This is a genomic window from Hyphomicrobium sp., assembly GCF_019753045.1.
In the GTDB taxonomy this organism is placed as follows: Bacteria; Pseudomonadota; Alphaproteobacteria; order Rhizobiales; family Hyphomicrobiaceae; genus Hyphomicrobium_B.
The window spans coordinates 1-19,782 of the sequence record NZ_JAIELN010000025.1 but is presented as its reverse complement, the minus strand read 5'-3'; the positions used below and the strand labels follow the sequence as shown (position 1 = coordinate 19,782).

Below are 19,782 nucleotides of genomic sequence, written 5' to 3'. Positions count from 1 at the left end.
TTGACCAAACTGGAAGATGCCATCCAAACCGGAGACATCACCGCCACCAATTGTCGTCCCACCCGTAGCATTTCCTAACGCGCCAAACGCTACGAACGTTCTTGGACGCCGATGAACATAAATGACGTCGCCGGCGTTGACGTATATGTTCTCACTTGGATTATCGATGATGTTCGAGAGACGGACCGTTCCGATCCGATTCTTACGCTGTAGCGTTATTTCCAGATCATATGGCGCAAGCTTGCCGCCGGTACCACCGCCGCCACCACCTGCTGCGCTACCCGCTTTCGAGATCATGTCCAATATGCGCTCGCCGGAGCCGGTGAGCTTGATCCTGCCTTGCCCAGCGTCGCCAATAACGATAGCGGCATCCGCATTCTGCTCGGTTATGTTGATGACAACCTGAGGCTCGATAGCGCGAGTGGCGAGCTTAGCCTCGATATCGCGCTGAATTTCGTACGATGTTCGCCCGGCGGCTTTAACTTGGCCCGCGTACGGAATCGAAATTGTTCCGTTGCCGCTGACTGTTTGGGGTGGGAGCGTAACGTAGTTTCCTACACGACCTGCCGCATCCCCAGAGACAAAAAGGCCGCCTGCTGACGATTCAAAAATGGACGTCTGCACAACGTCGCCTACCCCGACCCTAATCACGGGCACCTGGCCGCGCTGCGTACCAAAGGTTCCGTAGAATGAACCCGGCGAAATCCCGTCAAGGACGCTTAGAACGAACGGATTGAGATCGATGAGCGCATAATTGAAGTCCACGGCGTCCCGGCTCGCTGTGTAGACCAGGAGCGGGTCTCGGCCATTGGATAACGTTGTGGCTGCACCACTCTTTATGTCGCGATAGCTAGGACCGGCCACGGGCAACTGGGTGCAGCCCGACAACATGCCGACGATGGCGAATATCCCAACAGGAAGGATGATCCTTGGCCAGTTACTGATCATCGCCCCCTCTCGAACTTACCTATTGCGAACGAATACTAGAATGCGCGGCACGCAAGCCGGGCATAGGCTATCGCTGATATAAATGATTCGACTACAGAGAAACGGGCTTTGACCGGATTGCAGCCGAAGTGTTGCTCAGAGGCGCCACAAGCTCCAAGCGGATGCGCGCCTCATCCTCACCTACGCAAAATCCGGGTTGATCGGCGATACTGAATTTCTGTTTGTTTTCAATTCAGTACGGACGGATTTGAGATCGAATAGTCCGCTGCAAGATCGCGACGATGCCGGTTGGGGGCGTGGCGCCCATGCTGGCGCCACGCGTTAACCGAATGTGCCCCATCATTGTTAAGAAGTCAGAAAGAGTTCGAACGGAGGGATTCGAATCACTAAACGATATTCAGTGAGATGATCTTACTCCTCGAAGTACTCCCCGATCCTCCGGCCTTTGTAAGATTCGATGGTTCGCAGTGTGGCCGGGTCTGCTTTGTTGAGGATCATGCACGAAATGCGATCGCGAATGACCTCTGCTTCGGAGAGAGCCTCTTCGACCAGACTACGCTTCGTTTTTCCCCACTCGACGACGAAGATAAATTTATCGATCAGATGCTCGATCATTTTGATGTCGACGACAGACACGATCGGGGCAATCTCGATGATGATGAAATCGTAATTCTCGCGGGCGACAGCCAGCAGTTTCTGCATCTGGGACGAACCCAGCAACTCCGCCACGTTCGGATTGCGTTCGGAAAGAGCGCACGGCAACACGTCCACCCCTGATCGCTCGCGCCTCGAAACGTACTTCGCCAATTGAGAGGGGTCGTCCAAAGCTTCCAATAGGCCTTCGCGTGCGTCCGGCGCCAACTCAGCCGTGAGGTTCCGCCGGTGGAGGTCGCAATCGATAATCAGCGTTTTGCACCTCGAATACGCGCTCAAGAGAGATGCGAAATTATGGGCGACCGTCGTCTTGCCTTCATTCGCAACCGACGAAACGACACCGATGACCTTGTCGCTATTCGGGCTCGGATACGCCCGCATCGATGCTCTGACTTTTCGAATTGCCTCGGTATATCGCGAGTATGGCGCGTCCAGAACGTAATCGTCGAGACGCCCGCGTTTGCGCATGGCGACAGTCGGAAGGATAACGCAATAGGCGCCGGTATCCCGCGTCACCTGCTCGGGAGTGCGATATACACCCGCCGCCCATTCCCGCCCCATGACCACGCCGATGCCCGACAAGAACCCGAAGACGATACCGCCGCCAAGCACCAGCAACGACTTATTGGAGTCCTTGCGCAGGGGCGGAGCTGCCTTCGTAATGATGTGGGCATCCTCAGTGTCGGGGCGAGTTTGGTTCAACTCGTCGAACTTGCGCAGATCGGTGTGATACAGAACTCGCAACGTGTGCGCGGTGAAATCGAGATCCCGGTACTTGGCCCGTGCCGCGCTATCCAATTTGTTCAAACGAGCGAGAAGATCGTCGTTTGGCGGCTCCGGTGCAAGGTCCTCTTCGATGTTGTGATATTCTCGTCTTGGGTCCGTCGTGTTCAAGTCTTCGGAACCCGTGATCCGCTCCGTTTCCGCGCGGATCGCCGTATTCAAGGCTTCCATTTGCTTACGAAGCTTCGCCACCGCCATGTGATCCGGTCCGACGGCATCCGCTATGTCGGTTGCCTTCCTTTCCAAGTCCACATACTCGGAACGCAGCCGCCCAATAAGTGCGTTATCGGGCGTTGTTACGCTCGTTAAATTGTTAGCGGCTTTGAATTCCTGCAGTGCCCGATCAGCATTGATCGACTGCTGCTTCGTTTCCTGCAGCCGGTCCTCAAGAAACTGGTTGACCAACTTGTTGGACGCAACTTTGCGCGCGCCGGATTGCGCAATATAGGTGTCCGCGATGGCGTTGGCGATTTTTGCGGCCTTCGTCGGATCTTCCGAACTGAAGCTGATGCTGATTACGTTATTGACGTCTCCGCGCTCGATCGTGAGCCGGCGCAGAAACGCTTCGGCGGCGGTCCTCTCAAGCAAGGTATCCGGATCAAGTGGGGAGGCGGTTTTCCAACCCATAAGCCGCTTGAAGAAATTTTTCGCCTCGCTGATGCCATAAGAAATACACGGACCACCGAAACTCTTTGCACAAGGATTTTCATCGGCTTCGCCCGCGGCAGCGCGCAGGGCAGTCCGGCCAACGAATTCCGGATCTTGTGTCAAATTCAACGAGCGGATGACGGGTAGAATAATACTGTCCGACGACAGAACGTAGAACTGGCCCGCCATATCAACGTCATCGAGAGTCGGTTGATCCAGAATTTTGCTGGATTGCAAAAATCTATTCACGCTCCGGTCTACGAGAATGCGAGCGGTGCTCGTATAAAGTTGCGGCATGAACGCCACAACTGTCAGAGCCAAGAGCAATCCGACGAGCGCCCCTGCTACGGGGAATAGCCAACCTCGCCTCAGTATCCAGCGAATATCTGAGAGACTAAACGGACCAACACTCGATTTCTGATGTTCAACCGGGATCGAAAAATTGTCGTCTGTTGCAAGCATGATGTCGGATTTACCCTGGAAGCCCAGTGAATTGCCGCGATGCATTAGCATTTAATCCCTGCACTTTTAGAATAACATGTAACAGTGGTTTACGTATAGAGAGGCAAATGCTCGAGCGACCGCGTCACTATTTCCTTTCGGCGCACTTTCCTGGTCTCTTGCATCTTCTGTGCCTGATTGGTGTCGAATGCCGGGCGCACTTGTTGGGGCTCAGGCAAGTGCAACATTTTCGGACGCTGTCCTAAAATGGATCGATATGATGGTCTTTCTGCGGACAGTTAGGTCGACAGCCGGTTCGCAGATTACAAACCTGAACGAGCGCCGCCGATTGCCAGCAGCTTAATTGCGGCGATCATTCTGTTCGTGCGGCGTCGGCCAGGAGCAGCGGCGATGACGCCGGCTTCTTCGCCACGAGATTGATGCGCTTGGCCAACGCCAAACTCAGCCGCTCGATCAGCCACCACATTCCTGCTGAAAACAGGATGCACCCCAGGATCACCATCGCCCACCAGAAGGCCTCGGTCAGAGCCGACCGGCCCGTGAGGCCGTAGCCGATGCGGAACAGAGCGCCGGAAACAGGATTGTGGGTGAGATAAAGAGAGTAAGAGATCAGGCCCAGAAACTGCAGCCAACGCCAACTGAACCAACGATAAATCCCGCCCGTCGTGGTCGCATACCACAACGTCATCGCCGTCAGCCCGGCGGCCAAGGTCACTTCGTCAAGTTTGAAGGCCGCGGACAATGTCAGTATTGCGACATACGAAAAATAATAGACGGCCATCTGCGGGTATTGCCACATCCAATAGGCGCCGGCGCCCAGCAGGAAGCAGTGCCATAGCGGAAGAAAGCTGCCGCGCCACGGCTCCCAGGTGACGATCCCCAGCGGCCAGAGCAAACTTATCAGAGCCGCCACCGCTACGCCGATGGCGGTCGCGCCGCCCTGCATGCTTCGGGCTGGATCGTTTCGTGTTGCAGCTAGAAGAAGCGCATATATCAGGTAGAACTGCACCTCTTGGCAAAGCGTCCAAAAGATCGGACCGATTTCGCGGAATCCAAGCGCTTCCTGCAAATAGAAGACGTGCGCAACGAGTTGCCCCATCGAAATCGATAGTGGCTCCTTGCCTTGGACGACGTGCGCCGAAAGGGCGGCCATGCCGATCGTAAGTGCGATCGCGAACCAGTATGGCGGATCCAACCGGACGGATCTGCGAAGCAAAAACCTGGCTACGACAGGAGCTGTGACTGAATACGGGCGCAGCGAGTGCGATATGACGAAACCGCTCAGGACGAAAAAGATCGCGATACCAAGGTGTCCTTGCCGGACAATCCATTCGAACCAAGCGGGAGCGGCCGCCATCAGGTTCGTAAGGTGATGACCTTCGTTGCAGTGATAAAGAAAGACCGCGAGGGCCGCGATGCCGCGGAGCCCGTCTATCATCGCAAAACGGCCGGCATCCCATACGCCAATTGACGTTGCTTTTGTCATTGTTCGATGGGGTTATATCTTTCCATCAGTCACTCGCTGGCGCTTAGAACAGCCGGTCTTGGAACAGTCCCCGGCCGGAACTGCCGCCTAAGCTGTCTGAAATAGGGATCAACGAAGCGATCAATGGCTGCCGCGAAAGCGATCGAGACCAAAATAGCGATCGGAAACATGATGTAGGGCTTCGCGGCGATTGCGGGGAAGTTTGCCGCGAACAGTCTGATCACCACGTAATGGCTCAGGTAGATGGCATAAGAGTAGACGCCGATTTTCTTTACCCAAGGCCAATTCAAGAACAGGAACGGCTCACGATCGGAGAACCGGATCGCAAAATAGAATATCGGCATCAGGGCGAGGCCCTGGAGGCTGTAGCGGATCCCTTCCCGAAACGCTTCATCGCGATAAAGCAACGTTCCCAATAACGTGCATCCCGCGATTGCCAACATCGCCCATTGATTTGGAGACATCGCCCCACCTCGTTGCAGGGCTTTGACGGGGTTGGCGACGACCGCCAGGATGCACCCGTAAATGATCGAGTCGATGCGCGTGTCCGAGGCGTAATAGGTTCGAAGGGGCATGAAGCCCGGAGAGTAGATGAGGTGGATGCGCCAAGCCAGGATCGCGAGGCAGCCGAGGCCGAGCAGCACACCAACCGTGCGGAGACGAATGCCGCTTCCCAGCAGCAACGACATAAAAAGCGGGTAAAAAATGTAGAAGTGCTCTTCAACCGCGAGCGACCAAAGGATGCCCGTGCCATCCGGAACCGAGTTTCCCGGATCAAAAAATATGCCGTAGTAATTGGCGAAATACGTAACTTGGGCCGCCAGGCCGTACACCGATATGCCCCCTTGCAGCCATCCGACGTATGTGAGGCTGTAGGCGATCGCGAGAATGATCAACAGCGGCGGCATCAATCGGAACACACGACGCGCATAGAACTTCAAAATATCGATTTCGCCGGTTCGCTCATGCTCGGCGAGCATGAGGGTCGTGATCAGGTATCCGCTTAAGAAGAAGAATATCGTGACGCCGAGGCCGCCCGGGACTGCCACGAAGCCCGAGTGAGACAAAACAACGATCAGAACAGAGATGGCCCGGATTCCATCAAGCGATGGGATGCTGAGCGCGTGTGCCTTGCTCATACGCGTATCGATCCAGAAAGCATGGCTAGAGGAATCTCTTTTATCAGGGGCCCATAACCGGTGGGCAGATCTTCGAGTATTGCAATTTTAATGCCTTACGAGGCAGTTGAAATCTGACAACAGATAGCGTGGCCAATTTACGCCAATGCGTTGAACCCGTTGAGAAGCGCGGCCGCTCTACGCGAGGACGTCAATGGCGACATCAATATGAAGTCGCACACCTCGCCATTCACGCCGAGTATTGCGTTATTCAATTGGCCAGGACGAACGTCTGCAATTCCATTGCCCCGTGTGGCAGTCACTCATAAGTTGTAGGTCGCAACCGTTTCTACGCGACGATCAGTTTGCGAGCCACGAAGGCTTCCGCATAACGCTCAGCCGCTCGGCACTCTAAGCCCCGCAATCGGGCAAGCCCGCGAAACGTCTCGTCGTCGAACCAGTGCTTGGAACGCTGCGTGCCGAAATGCTTCATCAGCAGTTCGATTTTGCGATCCAAAATGGGCGTCGCGACCGGAACGTACAAATTGGGCTGACCCAAATCGCCGTCCCATTTCGGAATTTCATATTCAAGTATCAGGTGGTCGCGAAACGTATTCCACGTGTGGCGGCAGACCTCCCGATGATCCTGATGCGCGTCGTCGCGCCGATGCGTCAAAATCAGGTCCGGATTGAAACGCGATTTCAGCGCTTCGAACGCCTCCTTGATTTCCTCGCCCTGCGTTGGGAAAAACCCGTCCTTGAACGACATCACCTCGATGGTGCTGCCTGCCGCGCCTTGCAGAAAAGCCTCGGCTGATCCTCGTGCTTCGCCCTCACGATCGCCGATCCCGCTGAAGACGCACCAAATAACGTTCAGCTTGGCGCCTTCGGCAATCCATTGCAGCAGAGTGGCGCCGGCGCCGATCTCGATGTCGTCGGAATGCGCGCCAAGGCACAAAACGGTGAGCTGAGCCCCTGCGGCCGGCAGCTTGAACGGAAGCATCTGGTGTCCCTACTCGGCGGCGTTCGAATGCATACGCCAGGGCATGCTGCCCTTCTCGACCATTTCTTCGAGCATGCGCTTATCCTGCAGCGTGTCCATGGCCCGCCAAAATCCTTCGTGCTTGAAAGCGATGAGCCGTCGCTCCGCAATCAAACGATTGAAGGGCTCCAGAACCAATTCGTCCCCGTCTTGTATGTAGTCGAAGATCTTATTGGAAAATACGAAGTATCCGCCGTTGATCCAGATATCGCTTTGCTGGTTCGACCGCATGCGGTTGACCAGGCCGTCGTCGCCGAATTCCGCAAGGTGAAAGTTGAACGGCGGGCGAACAGCCACGAACAATCCCACGGCGCCGCTTTTTTTCAGGCGATCGATCATTTCGGGGATCGGAGCGTCTGTCAGGCCGTCGCTGTAGTTTGCCAGAAAATACTCCTCGTTCTGAACGAGGTGCTTCACAACCATCAAGCGCTGCCCGATGTTGCGCCAAATTCCGGTGTCGACGAGGGAAATACGCCAGTCGGGCGGGCGGGGCCCAAGGACTTCGACTTTCTTGCCGAACTCCGAGATGACGCAGTCACTGTAGGCGGAGGGATCAAAATCGCGAAAATATTCGCGGATGACGTTCGCCTTGTAACCGAGGCACAGGATGAAATCGCGATGCCCGAAATTGCTGTAGTACTGCATGATGTGCAGTAATATCGGCTGATGGCCGACCGGGATCATCGGCTTCGGAATTGCTTCCGAATAGTCGCGGATGCGCGTACCGAGCCCGCCGCAGAAAAGAACGACCTTCATTCTTGCCGCCCGCTTTTCGTAAGCATTTTTTGCCCTAGCCTTCGCGCAACGATCTCACACCGAAACTACGTTCATCAAGCCGCGATCTTGAGCCGGTCATCCAACCAGGTCTCGCCGCGGAAGTGGCGATACTGCTCAGCACGCAGCCTATCCGCCAATCGGTCCGGCGGTAGTATCACGTCATCGTAAGTCAGGACCGTATCCTTCGGTATGTCGCGCTTGAGCTTGCAGCCCTCGACCAGTCCTTCCGGCAGATATCTTCCACGGCTCATCTCATCGACATTAACGGCCTCGCCGTAGGTCATGTACATGCCGTAGCCGTCGAGCTCGGTGCCGGTTTTGAGATCCTGCTTCGCGACCGCGCAAACCTCGACCACCGGTCCACCCAGAGGCGGCGCCAGCGAATCCCGGAAGAGAACGGCCCGAGCGATCGCATTCGGGACCTCGAAATGCACGAGATGATAGGGAACGAAGAACGAGTACAGCGGCCCCTCACCCATCTTGTAGAGGTTCAGATAGTGCTGCTGCTTGGGGTCGGTATGCTCCGCCAGAACGTAGACTTTCGTCAGCGGCGTCCCGACCACGTAATCGATAATGCCGCCGATCTGGCGGATCTCGTCGATGTCGTAGATCTTGCCGATCTGCATGATGTCGTCACGGTATTCAAGGCCCCGCGACATCCCGCGAGACTTCACTTTGAAGCCCGTCGCATTGGCGACGATCGTCTGCTCAAAGCTGATTTTCGAACCGTCGGCGAAGCTCGTCACCATCGCCGCGTTCTGACCCCAACGCTCGGCGAAGCCTTTCTGTGTCGTCGGATTGCGATAGGGATCCTGAAGACCTTTCACATTTCCAATAACACGCGGGATCAAGCCAAGGCCCACGACCCAACGATAGAGGTTCATCTGGACGCCGGGCTCGTCGCCGTCGCAGGCGGAAAGAACGACGTTGTATTTCTTGGCGTAGACCTGGAGGATCGGGCCAATCGTTGCGTCGACCTCGGCGTTCATCAGCACGACGTCTTTGCCGTGCTTGAATGCTTCGAGAATGACGCGGGCTCCAAACTCGACGGCGCCGGTCACCTCCACGATGACGTCGATATGGGGAGAACGAGCCAGCAGCATCGCATCTTCGGTTGCGGCAGGCACACCCGCCTCAATAGCCTCGTCGAGCTTTCGCTGCGTTTCGACGATCGCCGGGTTATCGCGCCCGGCGTAGCGGAATACGTCAACGGCTCTGTTCACTTTGCGATTGGAGATTGCGACGACACGCATAGCCGGGACGCTATTCGTAATCTGGTTGGTCAGCCCCTGACACATGAAGCCAGCGCCGACGATGCCGACGCGGATCGGGCGTCCTTCCGCTTGCCGCTGTTTCAGCGCCGTATCGATAAGATACATGTGGCCTTTCCTCCATCGCCGCCGTCGTCCGGCTGCGAACTCTCCTGATCTCAGCGCGCCGACATCAGGCTACAGTCATCCGTCTCTTCACAGTCGCCTCGACGTCGTCGAGACTTGAGAACTTCTGATCTTTTTCCGAAATGACGCTGACTTCCAGCGGCCAGGACAAGCCCAACCGCGGGTCATTGTACATCAACCCGGACTCGTTTTCCGGCGAATAAAATTCGCCGACTTGATAACTCGTATCCGTGTTGTCGCGAAGAACCTGGTAGCCGTGCGCGAAACGCTCCGGAACATAGAGCGCACGCTGATTATCCTCGTTTAATTCCACGGCAATATGCCGGAGGTATGTGGGGCTCTCCGGCCGAAGATCGACGATGATATCGAGAATGGCGCCTCTCGTCGCGCGAACGAGTTTCGTCTCCGCTGCCGGCGGAAACTGGAAGTGCATGCCGCGAAGCGTTCCCTTTTTGAGGTTCGAGGCAACGTTGGCCTGAGCGATATCCGGTTTCAGGCCGTGGTTTTCGAATTCCTTCCGGCAGAACGCGCGCGCAAAGAATCCTCGCGAATCCTCGCGGCGCTCCAGATCGATGATGAACGCGCCTTTGAGCTTAGTTTCCGTGAAGATCATCCGTCGTTCCCTCGGATCGCGACCGATAGCTTGTTCCGGAAAGCGATGCACCACCGTGCATTCCGGCCTCGGATCGATCGCGCTGATTTATTGCACCAGAGCCGTCTTTGCACTCACATGACGAAGGTCTTGATTAATGATGCCGTCCGCCAACAGGCCTCTAATGTGCGCGATGCGCTGGTAGCGCGGCCCCTCGAATTCTTCGAGGGTCAAGCCGGATGCCTTGAACGCGTCGTAAACCTGTTGGGCTCCAGCCCTCGCCGTCCATTGCGGTTTGAAATCGGGCAACGCGGCAGTGATTTTGTCGAAGTTCACACGATAACAGCGCTTATCGGGACCAGCGCCGGACGCGAATTCGACGCGGCAGCCCGGCACGACCTCGGCGACGATGTTTGCGATCTCGCTGATCCTGTAGTTTTCGGACGTGCTACCGACATTGAATGCTTGATTGAAGACCTTCTCTGCCGGAGCCGCCAGCGCAGCAACGAAGGCTCGCGAGATATCCTCGATATGCACGATCGGCCGCCAGGGTGTGCCATCCGACTTCAGGTAGATCAGCCCCTTTGTCACGGCCCAGGCAACGAGATTGTTGAGGACGATGTCGAAGCGCATTCTTGGCGACAGTCCGTAGGCGGTAGCGGGGCGCAAGAACGTCGGGCAGAAATCGTCACTCGCCAATTTCGAGATGTCGCGCTCGGACCAGACCTTCGATTCGCCGTATGCCGTTACCGGATTGAGCGCGGCGGTCTCGTCAACGAAGTCGTCGCCCGCCAATCCGTAATTGCTGCATGAAGAAGCCATGACGAAACGTCCGACCCCTGCACTCTTGGCAACCTCCGCAACATGCACGCTGCCACGATGATTGATCGCATACGTTGTATCTCGGTTGAGATCGCTCAACGGATCGTTGGAAAGCGCCGCAAGGTGAACGACGGCGTCGAACCCAGCCAGGTCGGCCGGTTCAAGATCTCGGATGTCCTTTCGGATCGACGGAATATCGACGATCTTTCCGCCGTTGGCGAAGGTACAGCGCTCATAAAGATCGCTGTCGCAACCCGTAACACTGTGTCCTGCAGCGAGGAGGGCCGGCGTCATCACTGTGCCGATATAGCCCTTGTGGCCGGTCAGAAATATTTTCACGCGATTACTCTGGTACACTGATCGATGTTTAGAAATGCCGTACCGTCAAGCCATGCAAATCGGATGCCGCCGGACGCTTGAGATCGCATTAACAGCAGTAAACGCCCCTCCCCGGGCCTCTACTCCCAATTATAGATGCCCTCCCGGGGCCGTGCCCGCGGCACCAGTGAGCCGACCGCAACAAGCAGGTCCTTCACTAAGCCTGGTGAGTAGCGCACGACCCAGTGCACCATGCTCCCTCCGCAGCGCAACTTCTCCCGCAGCGGAATGGGCGCAGTCGCGATTGCGTTGCAGAAGCTGAACAGCTCGAGCCAGTTCGGAAACGAGACTTTGCCCTTGGCTTGCGGGTTGTACCAAGCCATCCGGTCGCGCCAATTGCCGACCCAGTTCTTCGGGTGGTAGCGCTTGTAGAACAGCGGCCGGTCAATCGACACGAAGGGCCCGCGAAATGCTAAGCGGCTCAGGAATACCTTGTCGCCGTCGATGAAGTTCTCCATCGGCTCGACGCTGCGCAGAACATCGCCGCGCATCACGCCATAGATGGCATCGCAATTGTGGTCGCGAAAAAGCAACTCGCGGAAGCGGCGCGACGGCGTGTCGGCCGTACCGCGCGTGGAGCGGTACCGTTTGTCTTCAGCGCCTACCTGGTCGATCACGATGGTGCCGGTGAAGGCGATGACGGCGTCTGGCCGCTGCTCGAGGACAGCGATGCACTCTTCGATGTGAGACGGCGCCACCTTGTCGTCGTGAGCCGAGAGCCGAATGTAGCGACCGCGAGAGAGCTGACAGGCGATCTCCTGGTTACGGGCTCCGCCGACGTTGCGCGCGTTACGGTAATATCGGACGCGAGAGTCAGCCGCGGCGAACCTGCGACAGATCTCCTCCGTCCGATCGGTGGAGGCGTTATCGGTGATAATCAGTTCAAAGTCGGTGAACGTCTGCGCGAGCAGCGACTCGATTGCCTCGGCCACATAATTCTCACCGTTGTAGACCGGCAGACAGATGCTGACGGTCGGCGCGGCCTCATCATATGCGCTCATCGCTTCCGCTCGCCTCCCCTTGCGTTGCAGCGGCCTCACCGCGGAGGCAGTTTACCGGCGCCGTATGGCGATGTGGTAAATTTGCCGTGCTCAACGGAGCGTCCGCACGCGTCAGCCATGCCTCTCGCCAATAAGGGTAAATATTCCGTGGACAGAAAAAGCGCCCTGTGCTGCGCTCTCCCGAGCAGACGACGCACTCAAGCTTGATGCATTCGTTGCGGAAACGCAGCATGCGGCCGGTATGCTCTTCGATGATCCGAGTGACGCGCCCCCGCACCTGAAATAGCCGACCACAGAACGCAACCATCTCGATGTCGAAGGTGAGACCGCGGTTACTGCCGTGCGTCGTAAGAGTCTCCTCGATCTCCCCCAGCGACTTTACGCGTACCCATTCACCCGGCTGGAGGTTGAGAGGCTCGGGTCGCCGCGGCGGCTTGTCGTTCCGCCCCTTCGGCCGGCGCAAAAGCTTGAGACGGTGAAGCGGCTGCATGTAGGCCGCAAGCGTCATCACCTTCGCGAACTTCAGCGGCCCTACGTTGCCCGATCTCAACTCGTTGAAGTAGGGACGCGGGTCGGTGTTCGAAAGCGGCTCCGACGCTCTGTTGGCCTCGGTCACCTGGCACTTCCAGCGGACGTCGTCGCCTTCACCCTCACCGGAGGTCCTGACGTTCGGTTCAATGCGCGTCCGTAGCGCGGCTACGTCAGCCGCATTCTGCGCGATGGCCGGGGCGTCGAGCGTGTCGACCTTCTTCAGCCACGCCTCTTTCCAGTAGATGCGGCAGTCGGCCTGACAGCCGCCGTGAGCGGCTCCATCGCAGCGGAGGTCGTCGAGCAGCACGGTGTCGGTCATCCGACGACTCCGCAGCGTGCTGCCGATCGTGTCGCAGATTTTGTCCGCCCGCGCCGACACCGTGAAGCGTCGACCCAGGTAAGGTATCATTTCGGGCATGAAGGACATCGCGCCGAGCGCTCCCCGCTCATCGAGCGTGGCGAGTATTTCGCGGCTGCTGCGCACTTCGACGATGTCGCCTCTGTGAAGGCTTCCTTCTCGCATGTCGTTGCCTCCTGACACCGGGGCTCGACGATGACGGCCGAGAACACTCAGGGCCGCCTACTCGACCTTTTACGTGCCACTCCTCTCGGCTAGCCAAGTCCGCATCGAGGCGCCCCAGGCCCTACAGCCGGATGACCGCATCGAGGCGACAGTTGAGCTAGTCGTTGTCACGATTTCCCAGATGAATAGAAATCCGCCCTAAATTCGGATATTTGTTAAGAAGACGATACGGTGTGTACGTTTTTGAGTAAAGGCCACCCCGAGAATAATGGTAACCGCGACCCGTTCATTTCGGCGCCACAAATCTGAATGGCCCGGCAATGCGCCATTTACATTTCAATCGCATTCCGCGCGGATGCCTTAAAACAAAGGCTTTAGCTTCACTCCGCTCAGACCCCCTAGGTCCTGTTCATGATTGGCCTCATTACTCATTAGGCTTTCCAACAGGTTGTAGCGGACGGTGAATTATATAGGCCATCTAGGGAATGCGCGGAGACGATCAGCGATATATCGCCATTGCACAAGACAATACCAATTCTGTACACGGACCATGTCCCCGCACCCCGCGCACTAGCCAGGGTCGCGCGCATGCGTTGACGACTACGCTCTTTCCGCGATGAGGATCCAGTCGGCTGAGCCGTCCGGGTGGGCCTCCGGGAACTCGACTGACCGGGTCGCCATAGGGGCTTCGGATTCCGAAATAAGGTGATACTTGCCGGTCGTTGGATCATACCAACTCAATTTCACGTTTATCGCGCCCGCGATCACAGTCGTATCAACCGTTACCGGACGGCCCGTGGGAAAGTAAGCAACCGCTGCGAGTTTCGAATATCCGGATGCGGCTTTCGTATCGCCTTCGCCGATGCCCAACTTGACGAAGTTGCCGTCATCGCGGTTCCAAGACGGATCGACGACATACTTGTCAATCAACGACCAAGCGTATTTGGCCTGAAGCTGCGGCGCTTCATCGAGAATTTCGTGCCATCTCGCGCCACCATCGTAGATGCCGGCAGCGCCAAACGGCCACCATTTCTCGTGACCGAAATTAATCCCGATGCCACCACGCAGGAAAATCGAATAATTTCTTTCGCGGTACTGCTGGTCTTTGTTGCCGTTATAATGAGGCGAATTGACGTAAGGGGGTTCGATGTCAATGACCCCGTCATTGCCGGCTCCGGCTTCTCCATATACGGCATCGAACAATTCAACAGAATTGCTCCCGTAGTGGTACAGCGTGTTGGTGCTCGGCTTGAACCACTGGTAACCGCCTTCTCCGTCTTGCGAGAGAACGAACTGTTGGTAGCCGGTCAATCCCTTTTGCTGTTCCGCGATCTGCAAGCGGCGGCTAGAGCCTTCCTCGTCCGTAATGCCGTGGAATATCGCGTCGACTTGCCGGCCGATTGGATCTCTGGCGCTCCACTCGAAATCTCCTTCGACGTGCCAGATGACGTTGGGATACTGCGCATAACGAAGGGCGAGAGTCTTGCCGAAGTCATAGGCGTTTGACGATCCAGCACTGATCAAATCCGACACCGTTCCCGTATCCCCAAAACTGAGGAATAGGGAAAGCACGACTGTCATGCGCAATCGCGTCGCCTCCTGGACAACCCAGTCCATTGACGACCAAGCTGGCCCGAAGGCGGATGCGTACGGCGCGCCTGTAAAAAACCTTTGCCCGGCTCCATTTTGGTAGCGGTCACCAAAACTCTTATTCAAGTGTACTCCGAACGGGGCCACGGTGACGGCATTGAAGCCAAGGGATTTCAATCCCTCCAAGGCGCTTGTGATCGTAGCGTTGGAGCATCTCTGCGTCATCGCCCAAGACGACATCGTCTTGAGCAGAAATATGTTTCCGTTCTGGTCGATAAGCCGGCGATTTGACCTTGCTACCGGATAAGCGAAGCTGGTGTCGACGACGCTCGGGGCGAGGGAGTTCGATGTTGCTTTTGGCGCAACTTCGCCGCAACTGACCGCAGAGAGGTGCAAGCTTATTTGAGATGCGCGATGCACCAATCGCGAGGGAACGCTGAATGTCAGCAATAGCAATGTGCTAATTGCCGCGAGAGCAACAACTGAATTCGATATTTTTATCGAACTGCCACCGACGCCGATGATCATTTTACGTCCGCTATATTATGGTTGTGTCTTGGCCCTCACTTTGCAGAATTTGCATCGCGCGAACGCGCAATGCCGTTTCCTGATATCTGATACCAAACCTTCTTGGTCGCCGCCGACCTGAAGACGGATATTGTCAGCTCCTATCCGTTCTCACCCAGGTCGTGGCGCGGCTACCGCCAAGAATCCGAATGTATTGACGCAGCTTCGAGTAAATGTAGGGAACGATCGACACCAGGGATCTGGGCGGCAACGCATCGCGGCCGTAGCGGAACCAGGCAATCACGATACTCAGCGCCAGCGCCGCGACGGCTGTGGAACTGATGTAAAAAGGGATGACCGATTGGCCGAATGCTGCTGCCGCTGCCGTGATCGCGAGGGCCGCCGACAACAATAGAGCGAGAAGAAAAATGGGCGGCACGGCCAAGTCCAGGGCCATCGACATCAATCGCCAATCGCGGCGAGAAACTGCTGACGACAAAGCACGCGGAACGGTCGAGAAAATCAGCTCTCTGTGGCCCTGCTCCCAACGCTGCTGTTGCGTATTGCGTCCATGTGACGACGAAGCGAAATGGCTTGTCACGACCGCGGACGGGCAAAATAGCGGCAAGTGCCCTTTGATGGCGAGGTCGAGCCCAAGCTTCAGATCCTCGGTCAACGCGCCGGTTGCGAGGTTGGCCGAGCTCAGGGCGCTCCACGGAAATGCCATTCCCGTGCCCACCAGCTGACACGGGAGACCGAGGTTCGTGAGGCCAAGCGGACGCACCCAATTCTTTAACCGCCACGTGAATTCCGAGACTTGTTCGTCGACGGACGAACCATCCGGCGCATGCATTAGATAGAGGGCTTGAATTGGCCGGCCGGTCGAGACCGCACGTTCGGCCAGAATATCGATGGCGCCAGTCTCCAGGCGACAGTCTGCATCCACAATAATCACGACCTCAGGGGCTGCCGCTCCGAGATGGCGAATTCCATAGTCAAGCGCGTGACCTTTTCCGCGGTTTTTGTCATCTCGACGTTCGATGACTTCCGCTCCTGCTGCGCGAGCGACCTCCGCCGTATCGTCCGAACAATTGTCTGCGACAACCAGCAGACGATTACCCGGGCCGATCTCAGCCAAAATGTCATTCAATGTCGGAAGGATGCTTGCTCCCTCATTGTGAGCGGGAACGAGTACGGCTAGAGAGGTGCTAACGGAATTGGGTTTGCGGCCGGAGTTTCTTCTCGGAATGGCTGCGAGGACTTCTGTCAGGAGAACAAAAACGGGAATGCTAATGAGCAACGCAATCGCGCCTAGGGCTCCCGAAACCAACGCATTGGCGGCAACAGACATTTCGGGGAAAACCATCAAGCGCTATTCATTCACAAAGCCAGTGTACATATTATTTGCAAAGAACCTAGAGCTACGTTTCGTAATCATGAGCGAAATCGCGGATTCATCATTTGCGCGACAACGAGGCCGAAGATCTTCGGGCATTTGACCAGGTATCGCTTCGCGAGGCGTTTGGGATCCGATAACAGGCGATGCAGCCATTCGAGACCCGATTGCTGAACCCAAAGCGGAGCCCTCTGCTGTTTCCCGGTGAGAAAATCTATCGATGCACCGATGCAAAGCGCCACGCCCCTCGCCTCCGGATTCTTAAGGAGCCGATATGCCAAAATCTCCTGTTGCGGCGATCCTATAGCCAAAAACGTGATGTCCGCGCCGGCACCCAATATGAACGCGATGCACTTCTCCACCTCGGCGTCGGAGGAAATGAAGCCCATCGGCGGCGTGTACGAGGCAATTTCGAGGCCCGGAAAACGACGGCCGATGATGGCGCAGTCCGAAGCGCTCGGCCCGACGATTGCGATTTTCCTTCCCAGCTCGGATGCTCGCGCTAAAAGGCCGGCGGTCAGATCGCTGCCGGTTACGACATCGAGCTTCGCCCCGCACAATCGGGCCAATTTACCGAGCACTCGGCTATCGCAATAAACTCGCCATGCCGCAGCGTATTTGGCCCTTAGTTCTTCTCCCTGCTCATGAATTTCGACGACGTGCTGCACATTGGGTGTCACGACATATATGAACGGCGTTCCATCGGCGCCCAATATTTCTTCGATTGCAGTCTCGGTTGAACCTCCGTCGAATTGGAGACCGAGAAAGTCCGCTCTGTTGGGCGCCGCCATACGTCTCCCCCGCCGACGAATTGGTTATTTCTTCGCCTTTTCGCGGCAAATTAACAAGAAGAAGATGGCTTTTGAATTGGCGACTTGCGCGACAGGTTAATTGGCCGGCGTTCTGGGGCAAGCCCGATTGACATGAGACTGCCGCAATCGACGCGGCGTGCACAGATCAAATACCGGGCACTCAGATGTTTTTTTGGGAGTTTATAGAGCGGTCGCGCGTTGTTTTCGCTCGGCGTCGCAACGCAGCGGATCGCGAGGCCAACAGCCTCAATTCAGCAAGCTCTGTACATACGCGGCAATCGCCAGTGATGACGTGAGCCCCGGGCTTTCGATGCCGTAGAGTCCGACGAAGCCTCGAATTCCGTGTTGCTGTTCACCGTGGATCGCAAAGTCGGCGGGCGGCATGCCCTCCGAATAAATCTTCGGGCGAATTCCGGTATACGCGGGAATGAGCGCGCCTTCGGGGAGCGCCGGCCAATACCGCTTTATCTCTTTCGCGAAAATCTCGCGCCGCGCGTCCACGCCGACGAACGTATAATCGATGTCGTCCCGCCAAAGGATGTCGGGCCCAAATCTTGCGCCGCCTGATATGTCGAGCGTCAAATGGATGCCGAGGGCGTCGGGCGTCGGCATCGGATAAACGAGATGTTTGAAGGGCGCCCGCGCGGACAGTGCGAAGTAATGGCCTTTTGCCGGATAGAGGCTCGGCACCACGTATTCGGACTTCGCGGACTCAAGCATTCCCCCGACGCGCGTCGCGCTCAATCCGGCGGCGTTGATGAGGCGAGCACACGAGAGTTCGGAGACCTCGTTCGCCGATAGGATGGACAGCTGGAATTCGCCCTCGGCGATCGTCTTTGCGCCGACGACTTCGGAGTTGAAGGCCATTTGGCCGCCAGCATCGAGAAGACGGGTTTCGAGTGCCGCCATGAAGAGGTGGCTATCGATTACCCCGGTTGACGGCGACACGGTGGCGGCAGCGCAACGAATATCCGGTTCCAGGCGGTGGATTTCCGTCGCCGTCAAACGGGTGAGATCGTGGACACCGTTGCGGGCGGCCTTCACTTCGATGGCCGCGAGCTGTTCGATTTCCGCTTCGCTCGTTGCGACGAGAAGTTTGCCGCAACGGTTGACCGGCACCTTGTAGTCTTCAGCGAATGCGTAGAGGCGCTCGCGGCCCTCGACGCAGAGCTTGGCTCGCAGCGACCCTTCCGGGTAATAAATTCCAGCGTGGATCACTTCGGAATTTCGCGAAGACGTCTCGGTGCCGAACGTATGATGCCGCTCGAGGACAAGAACGTCCTGTCCGAGGCTCGCGAGTTCGGCTGCGATGGCGAGACCGACGACGCCGGCTCCGATGACCACCGTTTCGACTTCGACTGGCATTGTAGAAATGCCTCTCCCCGCTTGTTTCGCGCTCCCGACGGATCGTGGCGGGATTTGCCCGGGAATTCAAACGGCTTTCGCGACTATCGTGAAGGTGAAGCTGGCAACGTACCGCAGGCCGCCTGGAGCGGATGATCAAACGCCGGACAGGCTCTTATAGAAGTCTGGGTCGTCCCGAATCTGCTCCATGATCCTCAGGCTCATATCCGCGTTTGCCTTCGCCCGCCGATTGACCAACATCTTTTTCAGCCCCGGCATTTTCGCAAAAAACTTGATCGCCTTGTTCGTTTTCTTCTCAACGATATCCCGGTCGAGCCTAGATGACGACTTCCGGCTACCTGCTCCATGGTGGTAGACGAGATCTCCGTAGATGCCGAAAAACAGCGGATGCAGGTTCACAGCGTTGCTGCGCAACAGGGCGTGCCAAGGCATCGCCTCCGACTGCAGCGTCAATAGTAAGTTGCCTCCAACGTCAGTGACAAAATTTCCAGCGCTGTTCTTCCATTTGTAGCCCTTGCTCCAATCTCCCTTCTTCTCCTTCCAGAATTTGACTGTAGTCACGCAGAAGCAGGGGTGTGGCTGAGGATCGCCGAGGTTCTCTTCGCGGCGTACTGCCACCAACCTGTTTGATTGCAGCTTTTGACGTACAAAATCTTCCCAGGGCACAATCGGAAATGCGTCGCTATCCAGAAAGACGAGCAGATCATCCGGACCTTCTGCGCCGGCGCAGGCTATCTCAGCAAGTTGATTGAGCTTGGTGGCGTGGTCAGCAACATCGGAGTCGGACGCATAATAAAAACTGGATGCATATGGCGCGATGTCGAGGCCAGTGAAAAATGAATAGACTCTGTAGGGGCTCGTCGTGAATAACCCGATCTGGCGAAGTTGAGGCTCGATCCAGAAATCGGACTTCCAATGCACAGTAACAAAATGGATCATCGTTCACTCCC

Annotated in this window: 16 protein-coding genes; all 16 read right to left on the bottom strand. The window is 56.8% G+C overall.

The genetic code is table 11. The annotated features are described in order from the left end of the window. Positions 1-948 (bottom strand): polysaccharide biosynthesis/export family protein (locus tag K2Q04_RS20705; protein WP_291167129.1); only part of this gene is annotated, 948 nt, incomplete at its 3' end. A gap of 411 nt (positions 949-1,359) precedes the next feature. Continuing rightward, positions 1,360-3,546 (bottom strand): AAA family ATPase, encoded by a 2,187-nt coding sequence (locus K2Q04_RS20700; protein WP_291167127.1) that lies wholly within the window; start codon positions 3,544-3,546, stop codon positions 1,360-1,362. 301 nt (positions 3,547-3,847) lie between these two features. Next, entirely contained in the window at positions 3,848-4,981 is a 1,134-nt protein-coding gene (locus tag K2Q04_RS20695) for an acyltransferase (RefSeq protein ID WP_291167124.1), read from the bottom strand. Positions 4,982-5,010: 29 nt separating this feature from the next. Beyond that, the gene (locus K2Q04_RS20690; RefSeq protein WP_291167122.1) at positions 5,011-6,120 is read right to left on the bottom strand and encodes an acyltransferase; all 1,110 of its coding nucleotides are present in this window, start codon (positions 6,118-6,120) and stop codon (positions 5,011-5,013) included. Positions 6,121-6,448: 328 nt separating this feature from the next. Then, positions 6,449-7,102: a PIG-L deacetylase family protein gene (locus K2Q04_RS20685; protein WP_291167120.1), complete on the bottom strand. Its 654-nt coding sequence runs from the start codon at positions 7,100-7,102 to the stop codon at positions 6,449-6,451. A 9-nt stretch (positions 7,103-7,111) separates the two neighbouring features. Then, the gene (locus tag K2Q04_RS20680) at positions 7,112-7,897 is read right to left on the bottom strand and encodes a sugar phosphate nucleotidyltransferase (protein ID WP_291167118.1); all 786 of its coding nucleotides are present in this window, start codon (positions 7,895-7,897) and stop codon (positions 7,112-7,114) included. A gap of 74 nt (positions 7,898-7,971) precedes the next feature. Next, positions 7,972-9,297, bottom strand: coding sequence for a Gfo/Idh/MocA family oxidoreductase (locus K2Q04_RS20675; protein ID WP_291167116.1), 1,326 nt, complete (start codon positions 9,295-9,297; stop codon positions 7,972-7,974). Positions 9,298-9,361: 64 nt separating this feature from the next. Beyond that, positions 9,362-9,928 (bottom strand): dTDP-4-dehydrorhamnose 3,5-epimerase, encoded by a 567-nt coding sequence (gene rfbC, locus K2Q04_RS20670; RefSeq protein ID WP_291167114.1) that lies wholly within the window; start codon positions 9,926-9,928, stop codon positions 9,362-9,364. 87 nt (positions 9,929-10,015) lie between these two features. Beyond that, positions 10,016-11,068 (bottom strand): NAD(P)-dependent oxidoreductase, encoded by a 1,053-nt coding sequence (locus K2Q04_RS20665; RefSeq protein WP_291167112.1) that lies wholly within the window; start codon positions 11,066-11,068, stop codon positions 10,016-10,018. Positions 11,069-11,187: 119 nt separating this feature from the next. Next, entirely contained in the window at positions 11,188-12,108 is a 921-nt protein-coding gene (locus tag K2Q04_RS20660; RefSeq protein ID WP_291167110.1) for a glycosyltransferase family 2 protein, read from the bottom strand. After that, positions 12,095-13,162, bottom strand: a complete 1,068-nt coding sequence (locus K2Q04_RS20655; RefSeq protein WP_291167108.1) for a hypothetical protein — start codon at positions 13,160-13,162, stop codon at positions 12,095-12,097. The genes K2Q04_RS20660 and K2Q04_RS20655 overlap by 14 nt, the downstream gene beginning before the upstream one ends. 600 nt (positions 13,163-13,762) lie before the next feature. Next, positions 13,763-15,280 carry a DUF4038 domain-containing protein gene (locus K2Q04_RS20650; RefSeq protein WP_291167106.1) on the bottom strand — a complete coding sequence of 506 codons (1,518 nt, stop codon included), beginning with the start codon at positions 15,278-15,280 and terminating at the stop codon, positions 13,763-13,765. Between the two features lie 133 nt (positions 15,281-15,413). Further along, positions 15,414-16,625: a glycosyltransferase family 2 protein gene (locus K2Q04_RS20645; RefSeq protein WP_291167104.1), complete on the bottom strand. Its 1,212-nt coding sequence runs from the start codon at positions 16,623-16,625 to the stop codon at positions 15,414-15,416. Positions 16,626-16,693: 68 nt separating this feature from the next. Further along, positions 16,694-17,446, bottom strand: coding sequence for a WecB/TagA/CpsF family glycosyltransferase (locus K2Q04_RS20640; protein ID WP_291167102.1), 753 nt, complete (start codon positions 17,444-17,446; stop codon positions 16,694-16,696). A 267-nt stretch (positions 17,447-17,713) separates the two neighbouring features. Further along, positions 17,714-18,832: an NAD(P)/FAD-dependent oxidoreductase gene (locus K2Q04_RS20635; protein ID WP_291167100.1), complete on the bottom strand. Its 1,119-nt coding sequence runs from the start codon at positions 18,830-18,832 to the stop codon at positions 17,714-17,716. 135 nt (positions 18,833-18,967) lie between these two features. Next, a complete protein-coding gene (locus tag K2Q04_RS20630; RefSeq protein WP_291167098.1) occupies positions 18,968-19,771 on the bottom strand; it encodes a hypothetical protein in 804 nt (267 codons plus the stop codon). Positions 19,772-19,782 lie beyond the last annotated feature (11 nt).

Bases quoted from the DNA above. Each gene is read 5' to 3' on its own strand.
- K2Q04_RS20700 (WP_291167127.1), bottom strand. From the start codon at position 3,546: ATGCTAATGCATCGCGGCAATTCACTGGGCTTCCAGGGTAAATCCGAC.
- K2Q04_RS20695 (WP_291167124.1), bottom strand. From the start codon at position 4,981: ATGACAAAAGCAACGTCAATTGGCGTATGGGATGCCGGCCGTTTTGCG.
- K2Q04_RS20690 (WP_291167122.1), bottom strand. From the start codon at position 6,120: ATGAGCAAGGCACACGCGCTCAGCATCCCATCGCTTGATGGAATCCGG.
- K2Q04_RS20685 (WP_291167120.1), bottom strand. From the start codon at position 7,102: ATGCTTCCGTTCAAGCTGCCGGCCGCAGGGGCTCAGCTCACCGTTTTG.
- K2Q04_RS20680 (WP_291167118.1), bottom strand. From the start codon at position 7,897: ATGAAGGTCGTTCTTTTCTGCGGCGGGCTCGGTACGCGCATCCGCGAC.
- K2Q04_RS20675 (WP_291167116.1), bottom strand. From the start codon at position 9,297: ATGTATCTTATCGATACGGCGCTGAAACAGCGGCAAGCGGAAGGACGC.
- rfbC (WP_291167114.1), bottom strand. From the start codon at position 9,928: ATGATCTTCACGGAAACTAAGCTCAAAGGCGCGTTCATCATCGATCTG.
- K2Q04_RS20660 (WP_291167110.1), bottom strand. From the start codon at position 12,108: ATGAGCGCATATGATGAGGCCGCGCCGACCGTCAGCATCTGTCTGCCG.
- K2Q04_RS20655 (WP_291167108.1), bottom strand. From the start codon at position 13,162: ATGCGAGAAGGAAGCCTTCACAGAGGCGACATCGTCGAAGTGCGCAGC.
- K2Q04_RS20650 (WP_291167106.1), bottom strand. From the start codon at position 15,280: ATGATCATCGGCGTCGGTGGCAGTTCGATAAAAATATCGAATTCAGTT.
- K2Q04_RS20645 (WP_291167104.1), bottom strand. From the start codon at position 16,625: ATGGTTTTCCCCGAAATGTCTGTTGCCGCCAATGCGTTGGTTTCGGGA.
- K2Q04_RS20640 (WP_291167102.1), bottom strand. From the start codon at position 17,446: ATGGCGGCGCCCAACAGAGCGGACTTTCTCGGTCTCCAATTCGACGGA.
- K2Q04_RS20635 (WP_291167100.1), bottom strand. From the start codon at position 18,832: ATGCCAGTCGAAGTCGAAACGGTGGTCATCGGAGCCGGCGTCGTCGGT.
- K2Q04_RS20630 (WP_291167098.1), bottom strand. From the start codon at position 19,771: ATGATCCATTTTGTTACTGTGCATTGGAAGTCCGATTTCTGGATCGAG.